This is a genomic window from Stenotrophomonas sp. GL_111, from assembly GCF_057835245.1.
Genome location: NZ_CM174421.1, coordinates 3,461,776 through 3,479,225, shown reverse-complemented (window position 1 = coordinate 3,479,225; position 17,450 = coordinate 3,461,776). Strand labels below are relative to the sequence as shown.

Sequence of the window (17,450 nt, the reverse complement as noted above, 5' to 3'; positions counted from 1 at the left end):
CCGCATGCTCCGTCCTGAAGACAATGTGGCTGGTGCCACCGATGGCAACGGCCTGCAGCCGACGTTGGCCGAACTGGTCGCCCTGCGCCGCAGTGCGCATCGCCTGGCCCCGGCGCGGCGCGGCCGGCTTGGCCATGCCGGGCAGGCACCGTCGCCGATGCGCGGACGCGGCATGGAATATGCCGAATCGCGCGAGTATGTGGCCGGCGATGACGCGCGCCACATCGACTGGCGGGTCACCGCACGCACCGGACGCGCACACACCAAATTGTTCCAGGCCGAACGCGAGCGGATGACGCTGCTGGTGGCCGACACCGAACCGCTGCTGTACTTCGGCACCCGGGTCCGCTTCAAGTCGGTGCAGGCCGCGCGCGTCGGCGCCGTCGCGGCATGGCTGGCGCAGCGGCAGGGCGACCGTCTTGCCGCGCTGCGCGGTAGCGGCAAGGAAGCACCGATTGCACCGGCCGGCGGCAGCCGCGGCGTGCTGCGCGTGCTGGATGCCTTGACCCGCTGGTACGCGCAGCCGCCGAACGAGGATGCGGGCCTGGACCACGCGCTGGAACAGGCGGCACGTCTGCTGCGCCCGGGCGCCCGGGTGGTGGTGCTGGCCGATCCGGCGCGTGCGGCCACGATCGCTGTCTCACGCTGGACCGCATTGGCGATGCACCACGAAGTGGTGGTGATGCTGCTGGTGGACCCGCTGGAGCTGGCCCCGCCTTCCTCAACCCTGCCGTTCCTGTCGCAGGGCCGGCGGGTGGTGCTCGACCTGGACAGCGCCGACGTGCGCGCCCACTGGCGCGCGCGCTTCATTGAACCGTTGCAGGGCCTGCAGCGAACGTTGGCTGCGCGCCGCATCCAGGTGCATGTGGTGGCCTCCGACGACGCCAGCGATTGCTGGCTCACGCCGCTGCCTTCGGCGGTGGTGGCATGAGCGCGGCGACCTCGCTGCCGCTGCGCGATGTGCAGTTGCCGCCCGCACCCGCCTGGTTTCCACCGGCACCGGGTTGGTGGTGGCTGCTGGCTGCCGCGCTGCTGGTCGGGCTTGGGCTGTGGGCCTGGCAGTCGCGCAAGGCACGGCAACGACGACGTTGCCTGCAGCTGTTCGACACCGGCGTGGGTGCGGCATCAACCGCGCCGGACCAGGTAGCGGCCATCGCCGAACTGCTGCGCCGGGCCGCGCGCCAGCGCCAGCCCGGTGCGGAGCTGCTGCACGGCCAGGCCTGGCTGGCATTCCTCGACGAACCCGGCAGCCGCGCGTTCTCCGATGGCGACGGGGCGTTGCTGCTCGACGGCGCGTACCGCGCGCAGGTTGATCCGGCGGCGGTGCAACGTCTGCGTGATCTCGCACGTGCGCGCTTCCTCGGCCTGATGACGGGGCGGCGCCGATGAACCTCGCCATCGCCTTGCCCGCGTGGCTGTCCTGGCTGGATACCCTGGCCTGGCCGTGGCTGCTGCTGGCCCTGCCACTGCCCTGGCTGATGCGCTGGTGGCCGGTGTGTGCCGGCAATGCCGCGGCGTTGCGGGTGCCCTATGCGGCCGACCAACTGCAGTCGCTGGGCGGCCGCGGACACCGGCACGGCTTCGCACCGGTGCGGATACTGCTATGGCTGGCCTGGATCTGCCTGTGTGTGGCGGCGGCCCGCCCGCAGCAGCTCGGTGAGGCGGTGACGCCGCCGCAGCAGAGCAGGCAGATGATGTTGGCCGTGGATGTCTCGGGCAGCATGAGCGAGGCCGACATGCTGCTCGGCAACCAGGTGGTGGAGCGGCTGACCGCCGCCAAGGCGGTGCTGGCCGACTTCCTGGATCGTCGTGTGGGCGACCGCGTGGGCCTGCTGATCTTCGGCGAACGGGCCTACACGCTGACCCCGTTGACCAACGACCTGACCAGCGTGCGCGAACAGTTGAATGACAGCGTGGTCGGTCTGGCCGGTCGCGAAACGGCGATCGGCGATGCGATCGCGTTGGCGGTCAAACGCCTGCGCGAGCAGCCCGAGGGCCAGCGCGTGCTGATCCTGCTCACCGATGGGGTCAGCAACGCCGGTGTGCTGGAACCACTGCGCGCCGCCGAACTGGCCCACACCGAAGGGGTCCGCGTGTACACCGTCGCGTTCGGCGGCGATGGCGGCTTCAGTCTGTTCGGGGTGCAGATCGCCCCCGGCGAGGATCCGGTCGATGAGGCCACGTTGCGCCGCATCGCCGAGGTGACCGGTGGCCGCTCGTTCCGCGCGCGCAACACCGATGAACTGGCCGGCATCTATGCCGAACTGGAACGCCTGGAGCCGGTGGCATCGAGTGGTCCAGCGGTACGCCCGCGGATCGAACGCTATGCGTGGCCACTGGCACTGGCGCTGCTGCTGGCCGGCCTGGCCTGGCTGCTGCCGAGGCGCTGGGCATGAACATCGACTGGACGGCCGTGCACTTCATCCGCCCTCACGCGCTGTGGTTGCTGTCGGCGTTGCCGCTGATCGCGCTGCTGTGGGTCTGGCGTCGGCGTCGCCACAGCGTGTGGCAGCAGAACGTGGACGCGCATCTGCTGCCGCATCTGCTGGTCGCCGGCGGCCGCCGCCACTGGGGAGGCTTGGTGCTGTTGCTGGGAGGCTGGATGTTGGCCGTGCTGGCGCTGGCCGGACCGTCGTGGCGGCAGGTGGCGCAACCGTTGTGGCAGTCGCCGTCCCCGTTGGTGGTGGCACTGGACCTATCATCGCGGATCACCGCGACCGACCTGCCGCCCTCGCGGCTGCTGCAGGCACGCGCCAAGCTGGCCAGTCTGCTGCGTGAGCGCAAGGGCGGCGAAGTGGCGTTGCTGGCCTATGCCGAGGATGCCTACACCGTGGCGCCGCTCACCGCCGATACCGCCAACGTGGCGCTGTACCTGGATGCGCTGGCTCCGGATGTGATGCCACGCGATGGCCAGCGTGCCGAGCGTGCGCTGCAGGCCGCGGTGCAGCTGCTGCAGCAGTCCGGCGCACACAGCGGCGACATCCTGCTGCTCAGCGATCGTGCCGATGCCGCCGATACCCGTGCCGCCGCATCGGCGCGTGTGCAGGGCTTCACGGTATCGGTGCTGGGCCTGGGCACCGTGGCCGGCGCGGCCTACCGCAGCGGCGATGGCCAGATCGCGCAGGCGCGGCTGGAAGAGGCGCCGTTGCAGGCGCTGGCGTCGGCCGGCGGTGGTCGCTATGCACGGATCGCCAATGACAATTCCGATCTCCAGGCGCTGGGCGTGCTGACCCCGCGTGCCAGCACCGATGACAGCCGCCAGGGCCAAGGCAAGGCCTGGCGCGATGAAGGCTTCTGGCTGCTGCCGCCGCTGCTGTTGTTGTCGTTGTGGGCGTTCCGTCGCCGGGGTGCCGCCGTGCTGCTGGTGCTGTGCGTGGCGTGGCCGCTGGCCATGCCCGTACCGGCACAGGCGGCCGAGGGCACGCCGTGGCGGCGTGCCGACCAGGTTGACCAGACCCGGCTGGCCACCGGCGTGGAGGCCTACCGTCGGGGCGATTTCAAAGCCGCCCAGCAGCAGTTTGAAGGTGTCCACAGCGACGCCGGCTGGTACAACCTGGGCAATGCGCTGGCCCGCCAGGGCCAGTACGACGCGGCCATCGATGCCTACGACAAGGCCTTGCAGCAGCGCCCCGGCATGCCCGATGCGGTGGCCAACCGCGCCGCGGTGGATGCAGCGCGCAAGCGCAAGCCGCCACCGGGCCAGTCCCCCAAGCAAAGGCAGGACCCGCCCAAATCCGGCTCGGGCCAGCCTTCGCCGGGCCAACAGGGCCAGCCCAAACCTGATCCGGGCACCTCTCCGCCAGACAAGCAGGACTCGCCGCCCACGCCGGGCAACCCCAGCGGACAGCCGCAGGACGGCACGGCCAAGCAGGATGCCGGCACGCCGGACCCGGCCGAACAGGCGCGCGCCGATGCGGCGCAGCGGCAACGCATGCAGCAGGCCCTGCAGCGCCAGGGCGCGCCCGACAAGGACGCCAGCGCCGCGCGGCAGGCCACTGAAACCCCGCAGCAGCGCGAACAGCGGCAGGCGGTGGAGGCGTGGATGCGGCGGGTGCCGGATGATCCGGGCAGCCTGCTGCGCGCCAAGTTCCAGCTGGAAAACGAACGCAGGAAACGGGAAGGACGATGAGCATGCATTCCATCACGCAGCGTTGGCTGCGCGCCGGCACCGGGCTGTTGCTGCTGGTCGCCTGTACGGTGGCGCAGGCGCAGACCCGTGCCTGGCTGGACCGTGACCAGATCGGCGATGGTGAAGTGGTCACGCTCAACATCGAGACCGATGCCGGTGGCGGTGTACCGGACTACACCCCGTTGCGTACCGACTTCGACCTCAGTGACCAGACCAGCAGCCGCCAGGTGCAGGTGAGCAATGGCGCGATGACCTCCCGTGCGGTGTTTGCCGTGGCGCTGGCGCCACGCCGCGCCGGCCTGCTGCAGATCCCGCCGCTGCAGGTGGGCAACAGCCGCACCGCGCCGTTGACCCTGCAGGTGGCCGCGACCGCGGCGCCGGCGGTGGCGCGCGGCAATGCCGCGGTGTTCCTCGAGACCGAGATCGATGACCCCACCCCCTATGTGCAGCAGAGTGTCGGGGTGGTGGTGCGGCTGTACTACGCCTCGCAACTGCTGTCCGGTGAACTGCTGCTGGAAACGCCACCAGGAGCTTCGCTGCAGCGGGTGGGCGAAGACCGCAGCCTGGTGCGCGAGGTCAATGGCCGGCGCTACAACCTGGTCGAGCGGCGCTTCCTGCTGATCCCCGAACGCAGCGGTCCGCTGCAGTTGCCCGCCGCGCAGTTCAACGGGCGCAGTGCGGGCGGGTTCTTCGACGACATGTTCGGTGGGGATGGGCGGCTGCGTGCCAGTGCACCGGAACGCACGTTGCAGGTGCAGGCACAGCCGGCCAACGCGCCCCAGCCGTGGCTGCCGCTGCACGATCTGCGCCTGCGCTACACCGCCGCACCGCACAGCGCACGCGCCGGCGAGGCGGCGACCGTGGTGATCGAGGCCATCGCCCAGGGGGCTACCCGGGCGCAGTTCCCGGAACTGCCCGAACTGGATGTGGGGCCGGGCGCGCAGGTGTTCGCCGAGCCACCGCAATACGACGAGACCTTTACCGGCAACACACCGCAGCTGAAGCTGACCCGCCGCTATTCGATCGTGCCGCGCCAGGCCGGCCCGCTGGTCGTTCCGGGCCCGCGCATGTCCTGGTGGGACGTGCAGGCGGGGCAGGCGCGCACCGCCACCTTGCCCGATCTGAGCCTGAACGTCGGCGCGGCGGCCGCAGGCGGGGCACCCCCCCCGTTGCCGGTGGACACCCGCTCGGCGCTGCCGGGCGATGTAGGCGCGCCCTCGACAGCGGTCCCGATCGCACCGGCAGGCCCGACGTTGCGGCCGTGGGGGTGGATGGCCGCGGCGGGTGGGTTCGCGCTGCTGTGGCTGCTCACCCTGCTGTGGGGCTGGCGTCGCCAGCGGCGGTTGCCGGCGCAGGCCGCCGACAGCGCCCGCCCGGCGCCGCTGCCGGGCCCGAACATCTCGCGGGCCGAGCTGCGCCGTGCGCTGGAAAGCCAGGGCCTGGACGAGATCGTCGCACTGCTGTGTGCGATGGGCCGGGTGCAGGGCCAGGACCAACTACTGGCGAAGCTGGCCGACCCCACCCAGCGCGACGCATTGCTGGCCATGCAGCAGGTGCGTTGGGGCGGGCAGGGCGGCGACGTGGCCGTGGCCCGGCAGCAGTTGCGCCGGGCCTTCCATGACGGACCGCACTGGCAGCCGGCCGCGGTGGCGGAAAACAATGGGTTGGCACCTCTATATCCTTCGGGACCGTGAGGGTGCCGCCGGGCCTGCAGGGCCGGCTTTGCTAAGCTGATTCCATTCTTTACAGGAACGCCGTTACATGACTGAGGCTGCAAAGACCCGGCAGAAGCTGCCATTGCACTGGAAAATGGGCATTGGCTTCGCGCTGGGCCTGACCCTTGGGCTGATCGTGCACGCCGCCGGCCCGGGGATTCCGGGCCTGACCGATTTCGCGCGTGGCGTGATGGCGTGGGTGACCACCCCGCTGTCGGGCCTGTTCCTCAACCTGATCTTCATGCTGATCGTGCCGCTGATCTTCTCGGCGCTGATCATGGGCGTGTCGGAGATGGGCGACATCCGCGCGCTGGGCCGGATCGGCTGGAAGACCCTGGCCTACACCGTGCTGCTGTCCGGCATCGCGGTGGGCATCGGCCTGGTGCTGGTCAACGTGCTCAAGCCCGGTGCCGGCGTGGACCCGCACGTGGCCGCGCAGATGCTGTCGGAGAATGCCGAGCGCAGCAAGGAGATCGTCGCGGGCATCCATGGCACGCCCAAGGGCATGGACATGCTGCTGTCGATCGTGCCGAGCAACGTGCTGCAGGCGGCCTCGGACAACGGCGCCATTCTGTCGCTGATGTTCTTCGCGCTGATGTTCGGCATCGGCATGGTGCTGTCGCCGGAAGAAAAGACCGCGCCGCTGCGCAAGGTCATCGAAGGCGTGTTTGAAGTGTCGATGACCCTGATCAACCTGGTCATCCGCCTGGCGCCGTACGCGGTGGCCTGCTTCATGTTCAACCTGGCGGCATTGTTCGGCTTCGAGCTGATCATCCGCCTGGGCGCCTACGTGGGCGTGGTGGTGCTGGCGCTGGGCCTGCACATGGTGGTGACCTACGGCACAGCCGTGTGGCTGTCCGGGCGCTCGCCGCTGTCGTTCTTCCGCGATACCCAGGAAGCGACGGTGATGGCGTTCTCCACCGCCTCCAGCAACGCCACCCTGCCGACCGCGTTGCGCGTGGCCGACCAGATGGGCCTGCCGCCGAAAGTCTCGCGCTTCGTGCTGACCGTGGGTGCCACCGCCAACCAGAACGGCACCGCGCTGTTCGAGGGCGTGACGGTGATCTTCCTGGCCCAGTTCTTCGGCGTGGACCTGAGCATCGGCCAGCAGATCATGGTGATGGCGGTGTGCATCCTCGGCGGCATCGGGACCGCCGGCGTGCCGTCGGGCTCGCTGCCGGTGGTGGCGATGATCTGCGCCATGGTCGGGGTGAACCCGCTGGGCATCGGCCTGATCCTGGGCGTGAACCACTTCCTGGACATGTGCCGTACGGCGCTCAACGTCACCGGCGACCTGGCCCTGACCACGCTGGTGGCCAAGGGTGAAACCGCTGACAGCCCGGTGCCGGTAGCGGTCAACCGCGACTGATCGGTAGCCGTGGCGCGGTTTTCGCGCGCCATCGCCTGGACAACGCCCCGCCTCGTGCGGGGCGTTGTCGTTCAGAAAGTCGTCGCCCGGCCTGACCCCGCCGGACGTCTGTGGGACAATTGGCTGCCCGCAGCTCCGCGGGAGCCTCCCGACTCTCAGAATCATGACGCAGCCTACCCGCCGCCAGTTGGCCAACGCCATCCGCTTCCTTGCCGCTGATGCGGTCGAAACCGCCAAGTCCGGGCATCCCGGCATGCCGATGGGCATGGCCGATATCGCCGAGGTCCTCTGGAACGACTATCTCCGTCACAACCCGAAGAATCCGACGTGGTTCAACCGCGATCGCTTCGTGTTGTCCAACGGCCATGGCTCGATGCTGCAGTACGCGCTGCTGCACCTGAGCGGCTACGACCTGCCGATCGAGCAGCTCAAGCAGTTCCGCCAGCTGGGCAGCAAGACCGCCGGCCACCCGGAACGCCATGAAACCCCCGGCGTGGAGACCACCACCGGTCCGCTCGGCCAGGGCCTGGCCAATGCGGTCGGCTTCGCGCTGGCGGAAAAGCTGCTGGCACAGCGCTACAACCGCCCCGAGCACGAGATCGTCGACCACCGCACCTGGGTGTTCCTGGGCGATGGCTGCCTGATGGAAGGCATTTCCCACGAAGTCGCGTCGCTGGCCGGCACCTGGGGCCTGGGCAAGCTGGTCTGCTTCTGGGATGACAACCACATCTCCATCGACGGCAACACCGAAGGCTGGTTCACCGACAACACCCCCGAGCGTTTCGAAGCCTATGGCTGGAACGTGGTGCGCGGCGTCGATGGCCACGACCCGGACAGCATCAAGGCCGCCATCGATGGCGCGTTGGCACAGTTCGACAAGCCGACCCTGATCTGCTGCCGCACCACGATTGGTTTCGGCTCGCCGAACAAGGCCGGCAAGGAATCCAGCCACGGCGCGCCGCTGGGCAAGGACGAGCTGGAAGCCACCCGCAAGCAGCTGGGCTGGCCGTATGGCCCGTTCGAGATTCCCGAAGAGATCTACGCCGGCTGGCGTGCCGGCGGTACTGGCACCCTGCGCCAGGCCGAGTGGGAACAGCAGTTCGACAAGTACGCCAAGCAGTTCCCGGCCGAAGCCGAAGAACTGACCCGTCGTTCGCACGGCGAGCTGCCGGCCGACTTCATCGCCAAGGCCGATGCCTACATCGCCCAGGTCCAGGCCGACGGCCAGAGCATTGCCTCGCGCAAGGCCTCGCAGATGGCGATCGAAGCGTTCGCGCCGCTGCTGCCGGAGCTGGTGGGTGGGTCGGCCGATCTGGCCCACTCCAACCTGACCCTGTGGAAGGCGAGCAAGTCGGTGGCCACCGATGACCCGAACGCCAACTACGTGTACTACGGCGTGCGCGAGTTCGGCATGACCGCGATCGCCAACGGGCTGGCCCTGCACGGCGGTTTCATTCCCTTCGATGCCACCTTCCTGGTGTTCAGCGATTACGCCCGCAACGGCGTGCGCATGAGCGCGCTGATCCCGGCGCATGCGATCCACGTCTACACCCACGACTCGATCGGCCTGGGCGAAGACGGCCCGACCCACCAGCCGGTGGAGCACCTGGCCGCGCTGCGCTACATCCCGAACAACGATGTGTGGCGCCCGTGTGATGCGGTGGAATCGGCGGTGAGCTGGAAGTCGGCGATCACTCGCACCGACGGCCCGAGCTGCCTGGTGTTCAGCCGCCAGAACCTGCCGCACCAGCCGCGCAGCACCACGCAGGTCGCCCAGATCGCGCGCGGTGGTTACGTGCTGGCCGACGCCGAAGGCGGCGTGCCGGACGTGATCCTGATCGGTACCGGTTCGGAAGTGGGCCTGGCCGTGGCGGCCAAGGCCGAGCTGGATGCAGCCGGGATCAAGACCCGTGTGGTGTCCATTCCGTCCACCGACGTGTTTGAGCGCCAGGATGCGGCTTACCGCGAGTCCGTGCTGCCCAACGCCGTGCGTCACCGCGTGGCCGTGGAAGCCGGTGTCACCGGTTTCTGGCGCCAGTACGTGGGCCTGGACGGTGCGGTGATCGGTATCGACACCTTCGGTGCCTCGGCCCCGGCCGAGGCGCTGTACAAGCACTTCGGCATCACCACCGAAGCGGTGGTGGCCGCGGCCAAGGCGCAGCTGGCGAACTGATCGTCGCTGTCCGGGGTAACGCCGAGCCACGCTCGGCGATCGCCCCAATGTAGCGCCGAGCCATGCTCGGCTGCCGTAAACAAAAAGGCCGGGGACTCCCCCGGCCTTTTTCGTCTCTACGCCGTACGCGCCAATCCCAACCGCAACAACCGCGCTTCAATACGCTCCGCGACATCCTTCGGTGCCTCCAGCCCCATCCGCTGCAGGTACACCGCGTCGCCGTCGCCTTCGCGCTGGCCCAGCGCCGCCAGCACCGTGCGCAGCTTGGCCGTGCGCGTCTGGGTGTGCTGCTTCAGCCAGCCCAGCGCCTTGACCAGGTGCTGCTCGACCTCGGTGAAATCACTGCCCAGCGGATAGTCGGGCAACAACCCGGACTGACGGAATGGCGCCAGCGACGCGCTGACCGCCGCGCCGGTGTTGCGTTGCTGCCAGTGTGCTGGGGCGACAAAGGCCGCATCCAGTTTCTTCGATGCCTTGGCGGTCTGCAGCAGCGCGGCCTGGAAGGCGACATCGGTGATGCCGGCCATGCCGATCACGCAGTCTTCGTCGGTCAGGTTGCGCAGGTCGGCGATGCCGTACTCGTTGATGTAGATATCGCGCAGGTGGCGCGGAATGGTGGTGTGGCCGTAGTTCCAGCGCACGTTCGACTGCAGCGTGCCCCGTTCCTCGCGCACCGCGCGGAACAGCAGCGCGCTGCGTGCCTCGGGCAAGGCGTGGGCCATCGCCACGAAGTTGTACTGGCCGCCCACGCCGGAGACTACACGGCCATCCTCCAGCGCATCGGACACTGCCGCACCCAGCGCGGTGGCCATCATGCAGGAGTTGAAGAAGCGCGCGTGCCGGCGCTGCAGCCGCTCCAGCGTTTCATTGCCGCCGTAGAGCTGGTTGATCTCACTGATCCGGCGCATGCCGATCGCGCTGCGCTCGTCGTCGGGCAGGTCACGCAGCCACTGGTAGAACTCCGGCGAGCCCAGGTAGAACGCGCCATGCAGGTACTCGCCTTCGGCCTCGAGTGTGGCGTGGTCGATGGTGAGGGTGCTGCCGCTTTCGATGCGCTGCATCAGCGCCAGGTCGTCATGCACCTTGCGCCGGATCACGCCGGTCTGGACCAGACGCCGGAAGCCTTCGTTGAGCATTTCGCTGCAGCCGTACAGGCCGATCTCGAACGGCTCCAGCCCACCGCATTCAAGCACGCTGGGATGCGTGGCCAGGCGCGGGTCCAGCGCATGCAGGATCTGCCGGTAGCGCGCGTTGTCGGTGTGTCGCAGCACCAGGGCATGGCTGATCGCATCGGCCAGGGTGCCGATGCCGATCTGCAGGGTGCCGCCATCGCGGACCAGCGCGCTGGCATACAGGCCGATCGCATAGTCGGCATCGCTGACCGGCTGGCGCGGCAGACCGAACAGTTCGGGGTAGGGGCCGGGCGGGGTGATCACCAGGTCGAAGAACGACACGTCCACCGTTGCGGTACCGGCCAGGTAAGGCAGCTGCGGATCGATCTCGGCGATCAGCAGCGGACGCGGCAGGCCACGCGCGGCCATCGCATCGAGCGTGTCCTGGGTGATGTCGTTGTTGCACGACAACGACAACCGGCGGTCGTCCGGGCGCATCGCCACTTTCTGCACGATCGCGTGGGGCGCGCGCTGCGCCACCGCATCGGCGGCGTGGGTGTAGTTGAGGCTGGTGTAGGCGCGCTGGGCCTGCGTCGAGCGCAGCAGCGCGCCGGACTGCATGTAGAACTCTTCCACCTGCACGTGCGCGGGCAGGCGGTCGGCAGCTACCGCATCGGCATAGGCCAGACGCGGGAAATCGGCGCCGAAATGACGCTCGGCGAACGGGCGCAGGAAGCGCGCCTCCAGCCCCGGGGCCGCCTTGGGCGGGTTCAACGACAGCGCGGTATACAACTGCAACGGGCGCGACGGGTCGTTCTCGATCCGCGCATACAGCGCATTGAGCAGCCGGTGGGGCTTGCCCAGCGCCAGCGGCGCGCCGATCCGCAGGGGGCCGTCAACCCGCTGCAGCAGCCAGTCGATCGCCGCGTCGAGGTCGGTGAGGTGTTCGGTCATCCAGCGCCATCCTTCAAAGTCATGCGGGCCATTACAGCATTCCGGGTTTGAACGGGCGTCGACGCGGGCCTCATCGCGCCGGGCCTATGCACGGGATGCAGTGATCCTGGCAGCCTGGCCATGAATCGGCCGTGCAAGTGATGAGGCTGCTGGGTGGGGTTGACTTCCGGTTTGATTACGCGCGTAATCGATCCGTCGATTACGGATGTAAATGATGAGCCAGATCAGCGAAGCCGAAGCCGTGGTGATGGACGTGTTGTGGCGCAGCCACCCCTTGGGTGCCGATGAGGTCGTGGTCGCGCTGGCCGGACGCGACTGGGCCGAGCCCACCATCAAGACCCTGCTCAACCGCCTGCTGACCAAGGGCGCGATCAGCGCCAGCCGCGAGGGTCGCCGCTACCTGTACTCGCCGGTGCTGCAGCGCCAGGCCTGGGTGGCCGAACAGAGCAGCGGCCTGCTCGACAAGCTGTTCGAGGGCCGCGTGGCACCGCTGGTGGCGCACTTCAGCCAGCGCGGCGAACTCAGCGCGCAGGACATCGCCGAACTGAAGAAGCTGATCGAGGACCTGGACCATGACTGAGCTGCTCAACGGATTGATGCAGGCCAGCGTGTGGCTGGCCATTGCGGTGCTGTTGCTGGCAACCCTGCGCCCGCTGCTGCTGCGCCTCGGCGGCGCCGCGTTGGCCTACCGCAGTTGGTGGCTGTTGCCGCTGGTGCTGGTGGCCCTGTGCGCACCACTGCGGAGCCTGCCACTGGCCGATGTCGTACCGATACGGGTGATCGGTGCCGCGATGCGCCCCCCGGCATTGCCGACGGCGCTATCGGTGTGGCCGGTGCTGCTGCTGGTGCTGTGGATGGCCGGGGCCGCGGCCATGGCGCTCTCCAGCTGGCGTGCACAACGTCGCTTCGAACGCGCAATGGGCCGGTTGCAGCCCCGCAGCGATGGCAGCTGGCAGGCCAGTGCCGATCCCGGCCTGCCCGCGCTGGTAGGCCTGTGGCGGCCACGCATCGTGGTGGGCCCGCGTTTTGAGCAGAATTTCAGTCCGGTCGAACAGGATCTGATCCTGCAGCACGAGCGTAGCCACCGCCGCCATGGGGATCCGTGGGCCAACGCCGCACTCGCCGCGCTGCGCTGCGTGTTCTGGTTTCACCCGTTGCTGCCGTGGGCGGCGGGCCGGTTCCTGCGCGATCAGGAACTGGCCTGCGATGCGCGCACGGTCGACCCGCATCCGGCCCTGCGCCGGCGCTATGCCAACGCGCTGCTGAAGGCGCAGTTGGTCCACCCGGTTGCGCCGATGGCCTGCCACTGGCGCAGCCAACCGATGTTGAAGGAGCGGATTGCCATGTTGAAGGAACACAAGCGCAAGGCGTTGCCGTGGCTGGCCGGGCAGGTGCTGGTGGTGGGAGTGTGCGCAGGCCTGGGGGCGGTGGCGTGGGCCAGCCAGGGGGGCGTCGAGGGGACATCTGAGGCCAGCATGGATGTGCCGGCGAAGGCGACGTCGATGGGACCGCCGAAGTATCCGGCCAGCGCGATGGAGCTGGGTCTCTCGGGCAAGGTGGTGCTGCGGGTGGTGGTGGATACGAAGGGCAATCCCGGTGACATCCGCGTGCTCAGCTCCACCCCGACGGGCGTGTTCGATGAGGCTTCGATCGCGGCGGCACGGCAATGGACCTTCGAACCGGCACGCGAGGCAGGCAAGCCGGTGGTGTCGGCGGTGCGGGTGCCGCTTACCTTCGAATTCAATGAATCCGATGACCTCAATGAAACGGACGACACACGATGAGGCGCGGGTGGCCGATGGCCTTGCTGATCCTGGGGGCGGCCGGGTGCACCAGCGTTGAGCAGCTGACGACCGTGGAGCGTCGCGATGAGAACGTCGATCACCAGCGTCTGCGCGCGCAACCTGCCGGTGGCGACGGCCAGGTTGCCGAGTATGCGCTGCAGGCGACCGAGGGCTACCGGATGCCGCAGTTGTATGCGGCACCGGACCCGGTGGTGGGCGCGCGCGACCCGCGCCGCGAACTGGCGCCGACGCGGGTCTGCCTGCAGGTGGTGATCGACGCCGAAGGTCGCGTGGAACGCAGCCTGCCACTCACCGACCGCAGCGAATGCAGCGCCGGTATCGAAGCGCAGAATGCGCCCTTGCTGGCGGCCGCGCAGGAAGCGGTGGCGATGTGGCGCTATGCACCGGCGGCCGTGTGCCACTTCGCCAAGGGCCAGGTGCCGGAGGATCGCGGTGACTGCCGGACTGCGCTGCGGGTGGAACCGGTGCCGGTGAGCCTGTTGTATGCCTTCACGTTCGAGATCGTGAAGGGGCAGCACGTGGTGCATCGCGAGGGACGCTGATCGGGGTTGTCTGGTGCCTTGGCCTTGTGGGGTTGCCGGCCAGCGGCCGGCATTACACGGCGGGGCCGCCCTGCAGGTTCGCCTTCACCGCAGGGTGCATCAGCTTTGGTTCGGCCAGGGTCGCATCGCGGGCCTGGCGGGTGGCGACGAAGTCGGCTTCGCTGATGCCGTCGTGCAGGTGGATGTTGCGCGCGCGCTGCTCGCCGATGGTGGTTTCATTGGCGACCGCGCGGCCACCGGGGCCGTAGTCGTGGCAGATGAACACCCGGGTGGCTTCGGGTAACGCGAACAGGCGCTGGATCGAGCGGTACAGCTGCGCGGCATCGCCCCCGGGGAAGTCGCAGCGGGCGCTGCCGCCGTCGGGCATGAACAGCGAGTCGCCGGTGAACAGCGCATCGCCAATGCGGTAGGCCACGCTGTCGCTGGTGTGGCCGGGGACGGCGATGACTTCAGCGTCGATGTCACCGAGGGCGAAGCGCTCACCGTCGGCGAACAGGTGGTCGAACTGCGAGCCGTCGGTGGGCACATCCAATGCATAGCGCGGGGCGAAGGTGCGCTGCACCTGCACGATGCCGCTGCCCATGGCCAGTGTCGCCTCGGGCCAGTGTTGATTGAGCCAGCGCCCGCCGCTGATGTGGTCGGCATGGGCGTGGGTCTCCAGCAGCCAGCGCACCTGCAGCGCATTGTCGTGCACGTGTGCCAGCAACGGCTGCAGCGGCCCGGTCCCGAGTGCATCGGTGTCCGGATCGTAGTCCAGCACCGGGTCGATCACCGCCGCCTGCAACGTCGCCGGATCGTGCACCACGTAGCTGAAGGTATGGCTGTCGGGGTGGAAGAAACCGGTAACGTGCAGTGACATGGTGGTGGCCTCAGCGCTTGCCCAGGGTGTCGTTGAGCAGCACCGCCAGGCGTTCACCGGCCAGGCGCAGCTCCTGTTCCGCGATCGGGCGGTAGGTCGCGGTGTATTCGGCCGACAGCGTACGCTTGGTCGGGTAAACGCCAGGTGCAATGGCAACGCGGCAGCTGGCCTCGGCCCACTGCACGGCATCGGTGCCGATGCTGGAGCGCTTGCCGACCTTCGGCGCGGGCAGGGCCATCAGGCGCTTGAAGTACTGGTCATCGTCCAGCTTCAGTTCGTTGAGCATGCCGCTGTCCCACAGCGAGTGCAGGTTGGTACCGCGGTTGTTGAACTGCACCTGGAAGTCGTTGCCGCCCTTGTCGTGGCCGTAGCCGGCATGCATGGGCTGGTGGATGTCACCGGTGAAATGCACGACGAACTTCAGCGCCTGCGCACGTTCGGCGTCGGTGCGGCTGCGGTCGCCGAGGATCGCGGTCTGCGCCTTGAGCGCTTCGACCACGCAGTTGCCGCCCTTGCAGTGCTTCTGCACTTCGTAGTGGCAGTCGTCTTCGCCAATGTTGACGTAATGCCAGCCGGCCGAGCGCTTGCCCAGGCCGGGATCCTTGGCGCGCAGCTGGTCGGCCCAGGGGGCGACGCCGTGCAGGGTGGGGTCGGGCTCGGCGGCCAGCAGGCGGTCGACTTCGGCCTGGGCCTGCGGGGTCAGCCGGGCTTCGGCGACGCGGGCGACCAGGCGGTGGCCTTGCGCGCCCCAGGCCAGGGCGTCGGTGGAGACAAGGGTGAGTGCCACTGCCAGGGCGGCGGCCGGAATCAGGGAGGCGATCTTCATCGGCTGCATTCTAACGGGCGTGCCGGCACGCGGCTTGCCCGGATCTGGCTGGCCGGAGGGCGGAGCGGTACGCTGGCGGCCGGGTCGACAACGGGAGTGGCGGCGGTGCAGAAGGTCTTGGGTCTGATCGGTGGGATGAGCTGGGAGAGTTCGGCGCACTATTACCGGATGATCAACGAGCAGGTGCGCGATGCCTTGGGTGGGATGCACTCGGCGCGCTTGTTGATGTGGTCATTCGATTTCGCCGACATCGAGGCGATGCAGCGGGCCGGTGACTGGTCGGCGGCCACGCAGGCGATGGTGGACGTGGCGCAGCGGCTGGAGGCGGGCGGGGCGACGGCGGTGGTGATCTGCACCAACACGATGCATCTGATGGCCGATCAGGTGCAGGCGGCGATCAAAGTGCCGCTGCTGCATATCGCCGATCCGGTGGGGGCGCTGATCCAGGCCTCGGGGCTGACGACGGTGGGGTTGCTGGGAACGGCCTTCACGATGGAGCAGGATTTCTACCGGGTGCGTCTGGCGCAGCGTTATGGGCTGGAGGTGCTGGTGCCGGAGGCGGACGATCGCGCGGCGGTGCATCGGATCATCTACGAGGAGCTGGTGCAGGGGCGGGTGCTGGACGCCTCGCGCGAGGTCTATCGCGGGGTGATGCAGCGGCTGGTGGACCAGGGCGCACAGGCGATCATTCTGGGCTGCACTGAAATCATGCTGTTGGTCGGCGCGGAAGATGCATCGGTGCCGTTGTTCGATACGGCGGCGTTGCATGCGCAGGCGGCTGCGGAACATCTGTTGCACCCCGGGTAATGCCGACCGTTGGTCGGCTGCTCGAAAGCGCAGGTCAACTGCGCAGGTCAAATGCGGGGCTCCCTTCATGCGGGTTTGGGCTGGCGTGTGTGGGTAGGCGGGACACGCCGTGAATCCATCCCTGGAGGCTTGTTCACGACATCCATGTCGTGAACAGTCCCGCCTACCCACACACACCAGCCCTTCGACAGGGAATGGCCCCTCACTGAAAAGCGGGTAGAGCCACGCCATGCGTGGCTGCTTTCCCTGGCGGTGCCGCAAAAAGTTCTTCTCCCATCTGCGGGAGATGCCATCGGCGCATTTTTCCCGTGTAAGGCCCCGCGGTGTAGATGGCTGGGGCGCGGGCCCCCACGCTCGCCTAACACCCAGTACGAAACCGCTGCTGTTGATCTAGGAGCGGGACGCTCCTCCAATTGGTAGAAGAACAAAAAAAATCCCCGGCCGAAGCCGGGGAAAACGCTTTGCTGCGAGGGGTGTTGCCTTGTTGGGTTCTGATCCGCCGATCAGAACTTGAACACGTAGGACACGCCGTAGGCGAGCGGGTCGATGTTGACGGTGCCGATCTTCTCGCCGTTGAGCTTGACCTTGCTGTCGATGTCGATCCAGCGCACGTCCACGCGCAGCGAGCCCTTGTCGTTGATCGCGAAGTCCAGGCCCGCATGCGCGGCCAGGCCCCAGGAATCGGCCATCTTCAGCTTGCTGCCGGCCAGCGCACCGCCGGTCTCTTCGCTGAAGAACGTGGTGTAGTTGATGCCGGCACCGACGAACGGGGACACCTTGCCCTTGCTGTTGAAGTGGTACTGCAGCGACACCACCGGCGGCAGGTGCTTGGTGCTGCCGACGCGGCCGAGGCCGTCGATGTTGATGTCGTGCTTGAACGGCAGCGCCGCCAGGATCTCGATGCCCAGGTTGTCGGCGATGAAATACTCGCCGGTGATGGTCGGCTTGATGTCGTTGTCGACGTCGACCTTCAGCGTGCCGCCGGCCAGCGAGCCGTTGTTGGACTTCGGGGCGACCTGGTGCACGCCGGCACCGATCGTCCAGTCGCCCTTGGACTGGGCCATGGCGGGAGTAGCGACCAGGGCCAGGGCGACGGCGAGGCTGGACAGCAGGAGGGGGGCGGTCTTGCGCATGAGGGATTCTCGTTGCGGGGTGGAAT

General features: G+C 68.3%; 15 protein-coding genes. 11 read left to right on the top strand and 4 right to left on the bottom strand.

Translation table 11 applies throughout. The features are described from left to right. The first annotated feature begins 4 nt into the window (after positions 1 to 4). The 7 genes from AC3IPM_RS15455 (at position 5) to tkt (ending at position 9,386) form a co-directional block, all read left to right on the top strand. Positions 5 to 931, top strand: a complete 927-nt coding sequence (locus AC3IPM_RS15455; RefSeq protein WP_489300900.1) for a DUF58 domain-containing protein — start codon at positions 5 to 7, stop codon at positions 929 to 931. Next, positions 928 to 1,389: a DUF4381 domain-containing protein gene (locus AC3IPM_RS15450; protein WP_489300899.1), complete on the top strand. Its 462-nt coding sequence runs from the start codon at positions 928 to 930 to the stop codon at positions 1,387 to 1,389. Before AC3IPM_RS15455 ends, AC3IPM_RS15450 begins: the two co-directional genes overlap by 4 nt. After that, positions 1,386 to 2,396: a vWA domain-containing protein gene (locus AC3IPM_RS15445; RefSeq protein ID WP_489300897.1), complete on the top strand. Its 1,011-nt coding sequence runs from the start codon at positions 1,386 to 1,388 to the stop codon at positions 2,394 to 2,396. Before AC3IPM_RS15450 ends, AC3IPM_RS15445 begins: the two co-directional genes overlap by 4 nt. After that, positions 2,393 to 4,129 carry a vWA domain-containing protein gene (locus AC3IPM_RS15440; protein WP_489300895.1) on the top strand — a complete coding sequence of 579 codons (1,737 nt, stop codon included), beginning with the start codon at positions 2,393 to 2,395 and terminating at the stop codon, positions 4,127 to 4,129. Before AC3IPM_RS15445 ends, AC3IPM_RS15440 begins: the two co-directional genes overlap by 4 nt. Before the next feature lie 2 nt (positions 4,130 to 4,131). After that, positions 4,132 to 5,823 (top strand): BatD family protein, encoded by a 1,692-nt coding sequence (locus AC3IPM_RS15435; protein WP_489300894.1) that lies wholly within the window; start codon positions 4,132 to 4,134, stop codon positions 5,821 to 5,823. A gap of 67 nt (positions 5,824 to 5,890) precedes the next feature. Beyond that, complete coding sequence (locus AC3IPM_RS15430; RefSeq protein ID WP_489300893.1) at positions 5,891 to 7,213, top strand: dicarboxylate/amino acid:cation symporter; 1,323 nt, start codon at positions 5,891 to 5,893, stop codon at positions 7,211 to 7,213. Between the two features lie 163 nt (positions 7,214 to 7,376). After that, the gene (gene tkt / locus AC3IPM_RS15425; RefSeq protein ID WP_489300891.1) at positions 7,377 to 9,386 is read left to right on the top strand and encodes a transketolase; all 2,010 of its coding nucleotides are present in this window, start codon (positions 7,377 to 7,379) and stop codon (positions 9,384 to 9,386) included. A 116-nt stretch (positions 9,387 to 9,502) separates the two neighbouring features. Here the strand turns inward: tkt and AC3IPM_RS15420 are convergent, their stop codons facing one another. Then, the gene (locus tag AC3IPM_RS15420) at positions 9,503 to 11,452 is read right to left on the bottom strand and encodes an acetyl-CoA hydrolase/transferase C-terminal domain-containing protein (protein ID WP_489300890.1); all 1,950 of its coding nucleotides are present in this window, start codon (positions 11,450 to 11,452) and stop codon (positions 9,503 to 9,505) included. Positions 11,453 to 11,666: 214 nt separating this feature from the next. Here AC3IPM_RS15420 and AC3IPM_RS15415 point away from each other — a divergent pair, with 214 nt between their 5' ends. The 3 genes from AC3IPM_RS15415 to AC3IPM_RS15405 are packed head-to-tail and all read left to right on the top strand — an operon-like array spanning position 11,667 to position 13,799. Beyond that, positions 11,667 to 12,032 carry a BlaI/MecI/CopY family transcriptional regulator gene (locus AC3IPM_RS15415; RefSeq protein ID WP_489300889.1) on the top strand — a complete coding sequence of 122 codons (366 nt, stop codon included), beginning with the start codon at positions 11,667 to 11,669 and terminating at the stop codon, positions 12,030 to 12,032. Continuing rightward, positions 12,025 to 13,236, top strand: coding sequence for a M56 family metallopeptidase (locus AC3IPM_RS15410; RefSeq protein WP_489300888.1), 1,212 nt, complete (start codon positions 12,025 to 12,027; stop codon positions 13,234 to 13,236). The genes AC3IPM_RS15415 and AC3IPM_RS15410 overlap by 8 nt, the downstream gene beginning before the upstream one ends. Positions 13,237 to 13,250: 14 nt before the next feature. Continuing rightward, entirely contained in the window at positions 13,251 to 13,799 is a 549-nt protein-coding gene (locus tag AC3IPM_RS15405; protein ID WP_489300887.1) for a hypothetical protein, read from the top strand. 52 nt (positions 13,800 to 13,851) lie between these two features. Here the strand turns inward: AC3IPM_RS15405 and AC3IPM_RS15400 are convergent, their stop codons facing one another. Beyond that, positions 13,852 to 14,658: an MBL fold metallo-hydrolase gene (locus tag AC3IPM_RS15400; protein ID WP_489300886.1), complete on the bottom strand. Its 807-nt coding sequence runs from the start codon at positions 14,656 to 14,658 to the stop codon at positions 13,852 to 13,854. 10 nt (positions 14,659 to 14,668) lie between these two features. Continuing rightward, the gene (locus AC3IPM_RS15395) at positions 14,669 to 15,484 is read right to left on the bottom strand and encodes a S1/P1 nuclease (RefSeq protein WP_489300884.1); all 816 of its coding nucleotides are present in this window, start codon (positions 15,482 to 15,484) and stop codon (positions 14,669 to 14,671) included. A gap of 105 nt (positions 15,485 to 15,589) precedes the next feature. Between AC3IPM_RS15395 and AC3IPM_RS15390 the strand changes: the two genes are divergently transcribed. Then, positions 15,590 to 16,291 (top strand): aspartate/glutamate racemase family protein, encoded by a 702-nt coding sequence (locus AC3IPM_RS15390; protein WP_489304176.1) that lies wholly within the window; start codon positions 15,590 to 15,592, stop codon positions 16,289 to 16,291. A 503-nt stretch (positions 16,292 to 16,794) separates the two neighbouring features. On the opposite strand, the gene AC3IPM_RS15385 is transcribed toward AC3IPM_RS15390, so the two are convergent. Next, a complete protein-coding gene (locus AC3IPM_RS15385) occupies positions 16,795 to 17,424 on the bottom strand; it encodes an OmpW/AlkL family protein (protein WP_489300882.1) in 630 nt (209 codons plus the stop codon). Between the last annotated feature and the right edge of the window lie 26 nt (positions 17,425 to 17,450).

Coding starts and splice junctions, on each gene's coding strand:
- tkt (WP_489300891.1), top strand. CDS start 7,377: ATGACGCAGCCTACCCGCCGCCAGTTGGCCAACGCCATCCGCTTCCTT.
- AC3IPM_RS15395 (WP_489300884.1), bottom strand. CDS start 15,484: ATGAAGATCGCCTCCCTGATTCCGGCCGCCGCCCTGGCAGTGGCACTC.
- AC3IPM_RS15455 (WP_489300900.1), top strand. CDS start 5: ATGCTCCGTCCTGAAGACAATGTGGCTGGTGCCACCGATGGCAACGGC.
- AC3IPM_RS15405 (WP_489300887.1), top strand. CDS start 13,251: ATGGCCTTGCTGATCCTGGGGGCGGCCGGGTGCACCAGCGTTGAGCAG.
- AC3IPM_RS15410 (WP_489300888.1), top strand. CDS start 12,025: ATGACTGAGCTGCTCAACGGATTGATGCAGGCCAGCGTGTGGCTGGCC.
- AC3IPM_RS15400 (WP_489300886.1), bottom strand. CDS start 14,658: ATGTCACTGCACGTTACCGGTTTCTTCCACCCCGACAGCCATACCTTC.
- AC3IPM_RS15435 (WP_489300894.1), top strand. CDS start 4,132: ATGCATTCCATCACGCAGCGTTGGCTGCGCGCCGGCACCGGGCTGTTG.
- AC3IPM_RS15445 (WP_489300897.1), top strand. CDS start 1,386: ATGAACCTCGCCATCGCCTTGCCCGCGTGGCTGTCCTGGCTGGATACC.
- AC3IPM_RS15420 (WP_489300890.1), bottom strand. CDS start 11,452: ATGACCGAACACCTCACCGACCTCGACGCGGCGATCGACTGGCTGCTG.
- AC3IPM_RS15440 (WP_489300895.1), top strand. CDS start 2,393: ATGAACATCGACTGGACGGCCGTGCACTTCATCCGCCCTCACGCGCTG.
- AC3IPM_RS15430 (WP_489300893.1), top strand. CDS start 5,891: ATGACTGAGGCTGCAAAGACCCGGCAGAAGCTGCCATTGCACTGGAAA.
- AC3IPM_RS15385 (WP_489300882.1), bottom strand. CDS start 17,424: ATGCGCAAGACCGCCCCCCTCCTGCTGTCCAGCCTCGCCGTCGCCCTG.
- AC3IPM_RS15450 (WP_489300899.1), top strand. CDS start 928: ATGAGCGCGGCGACCTCGCTGCCGCTGCGCGATGTGCAGTTGCCGCCC.
- AC3IPM_RS15415 (WP_489300889.1), top strand. CDS start 11,667: ATGAGCCAGATCAGCGAAGCCGAAGCCGTGGTGATGGACGTGTTGTGG.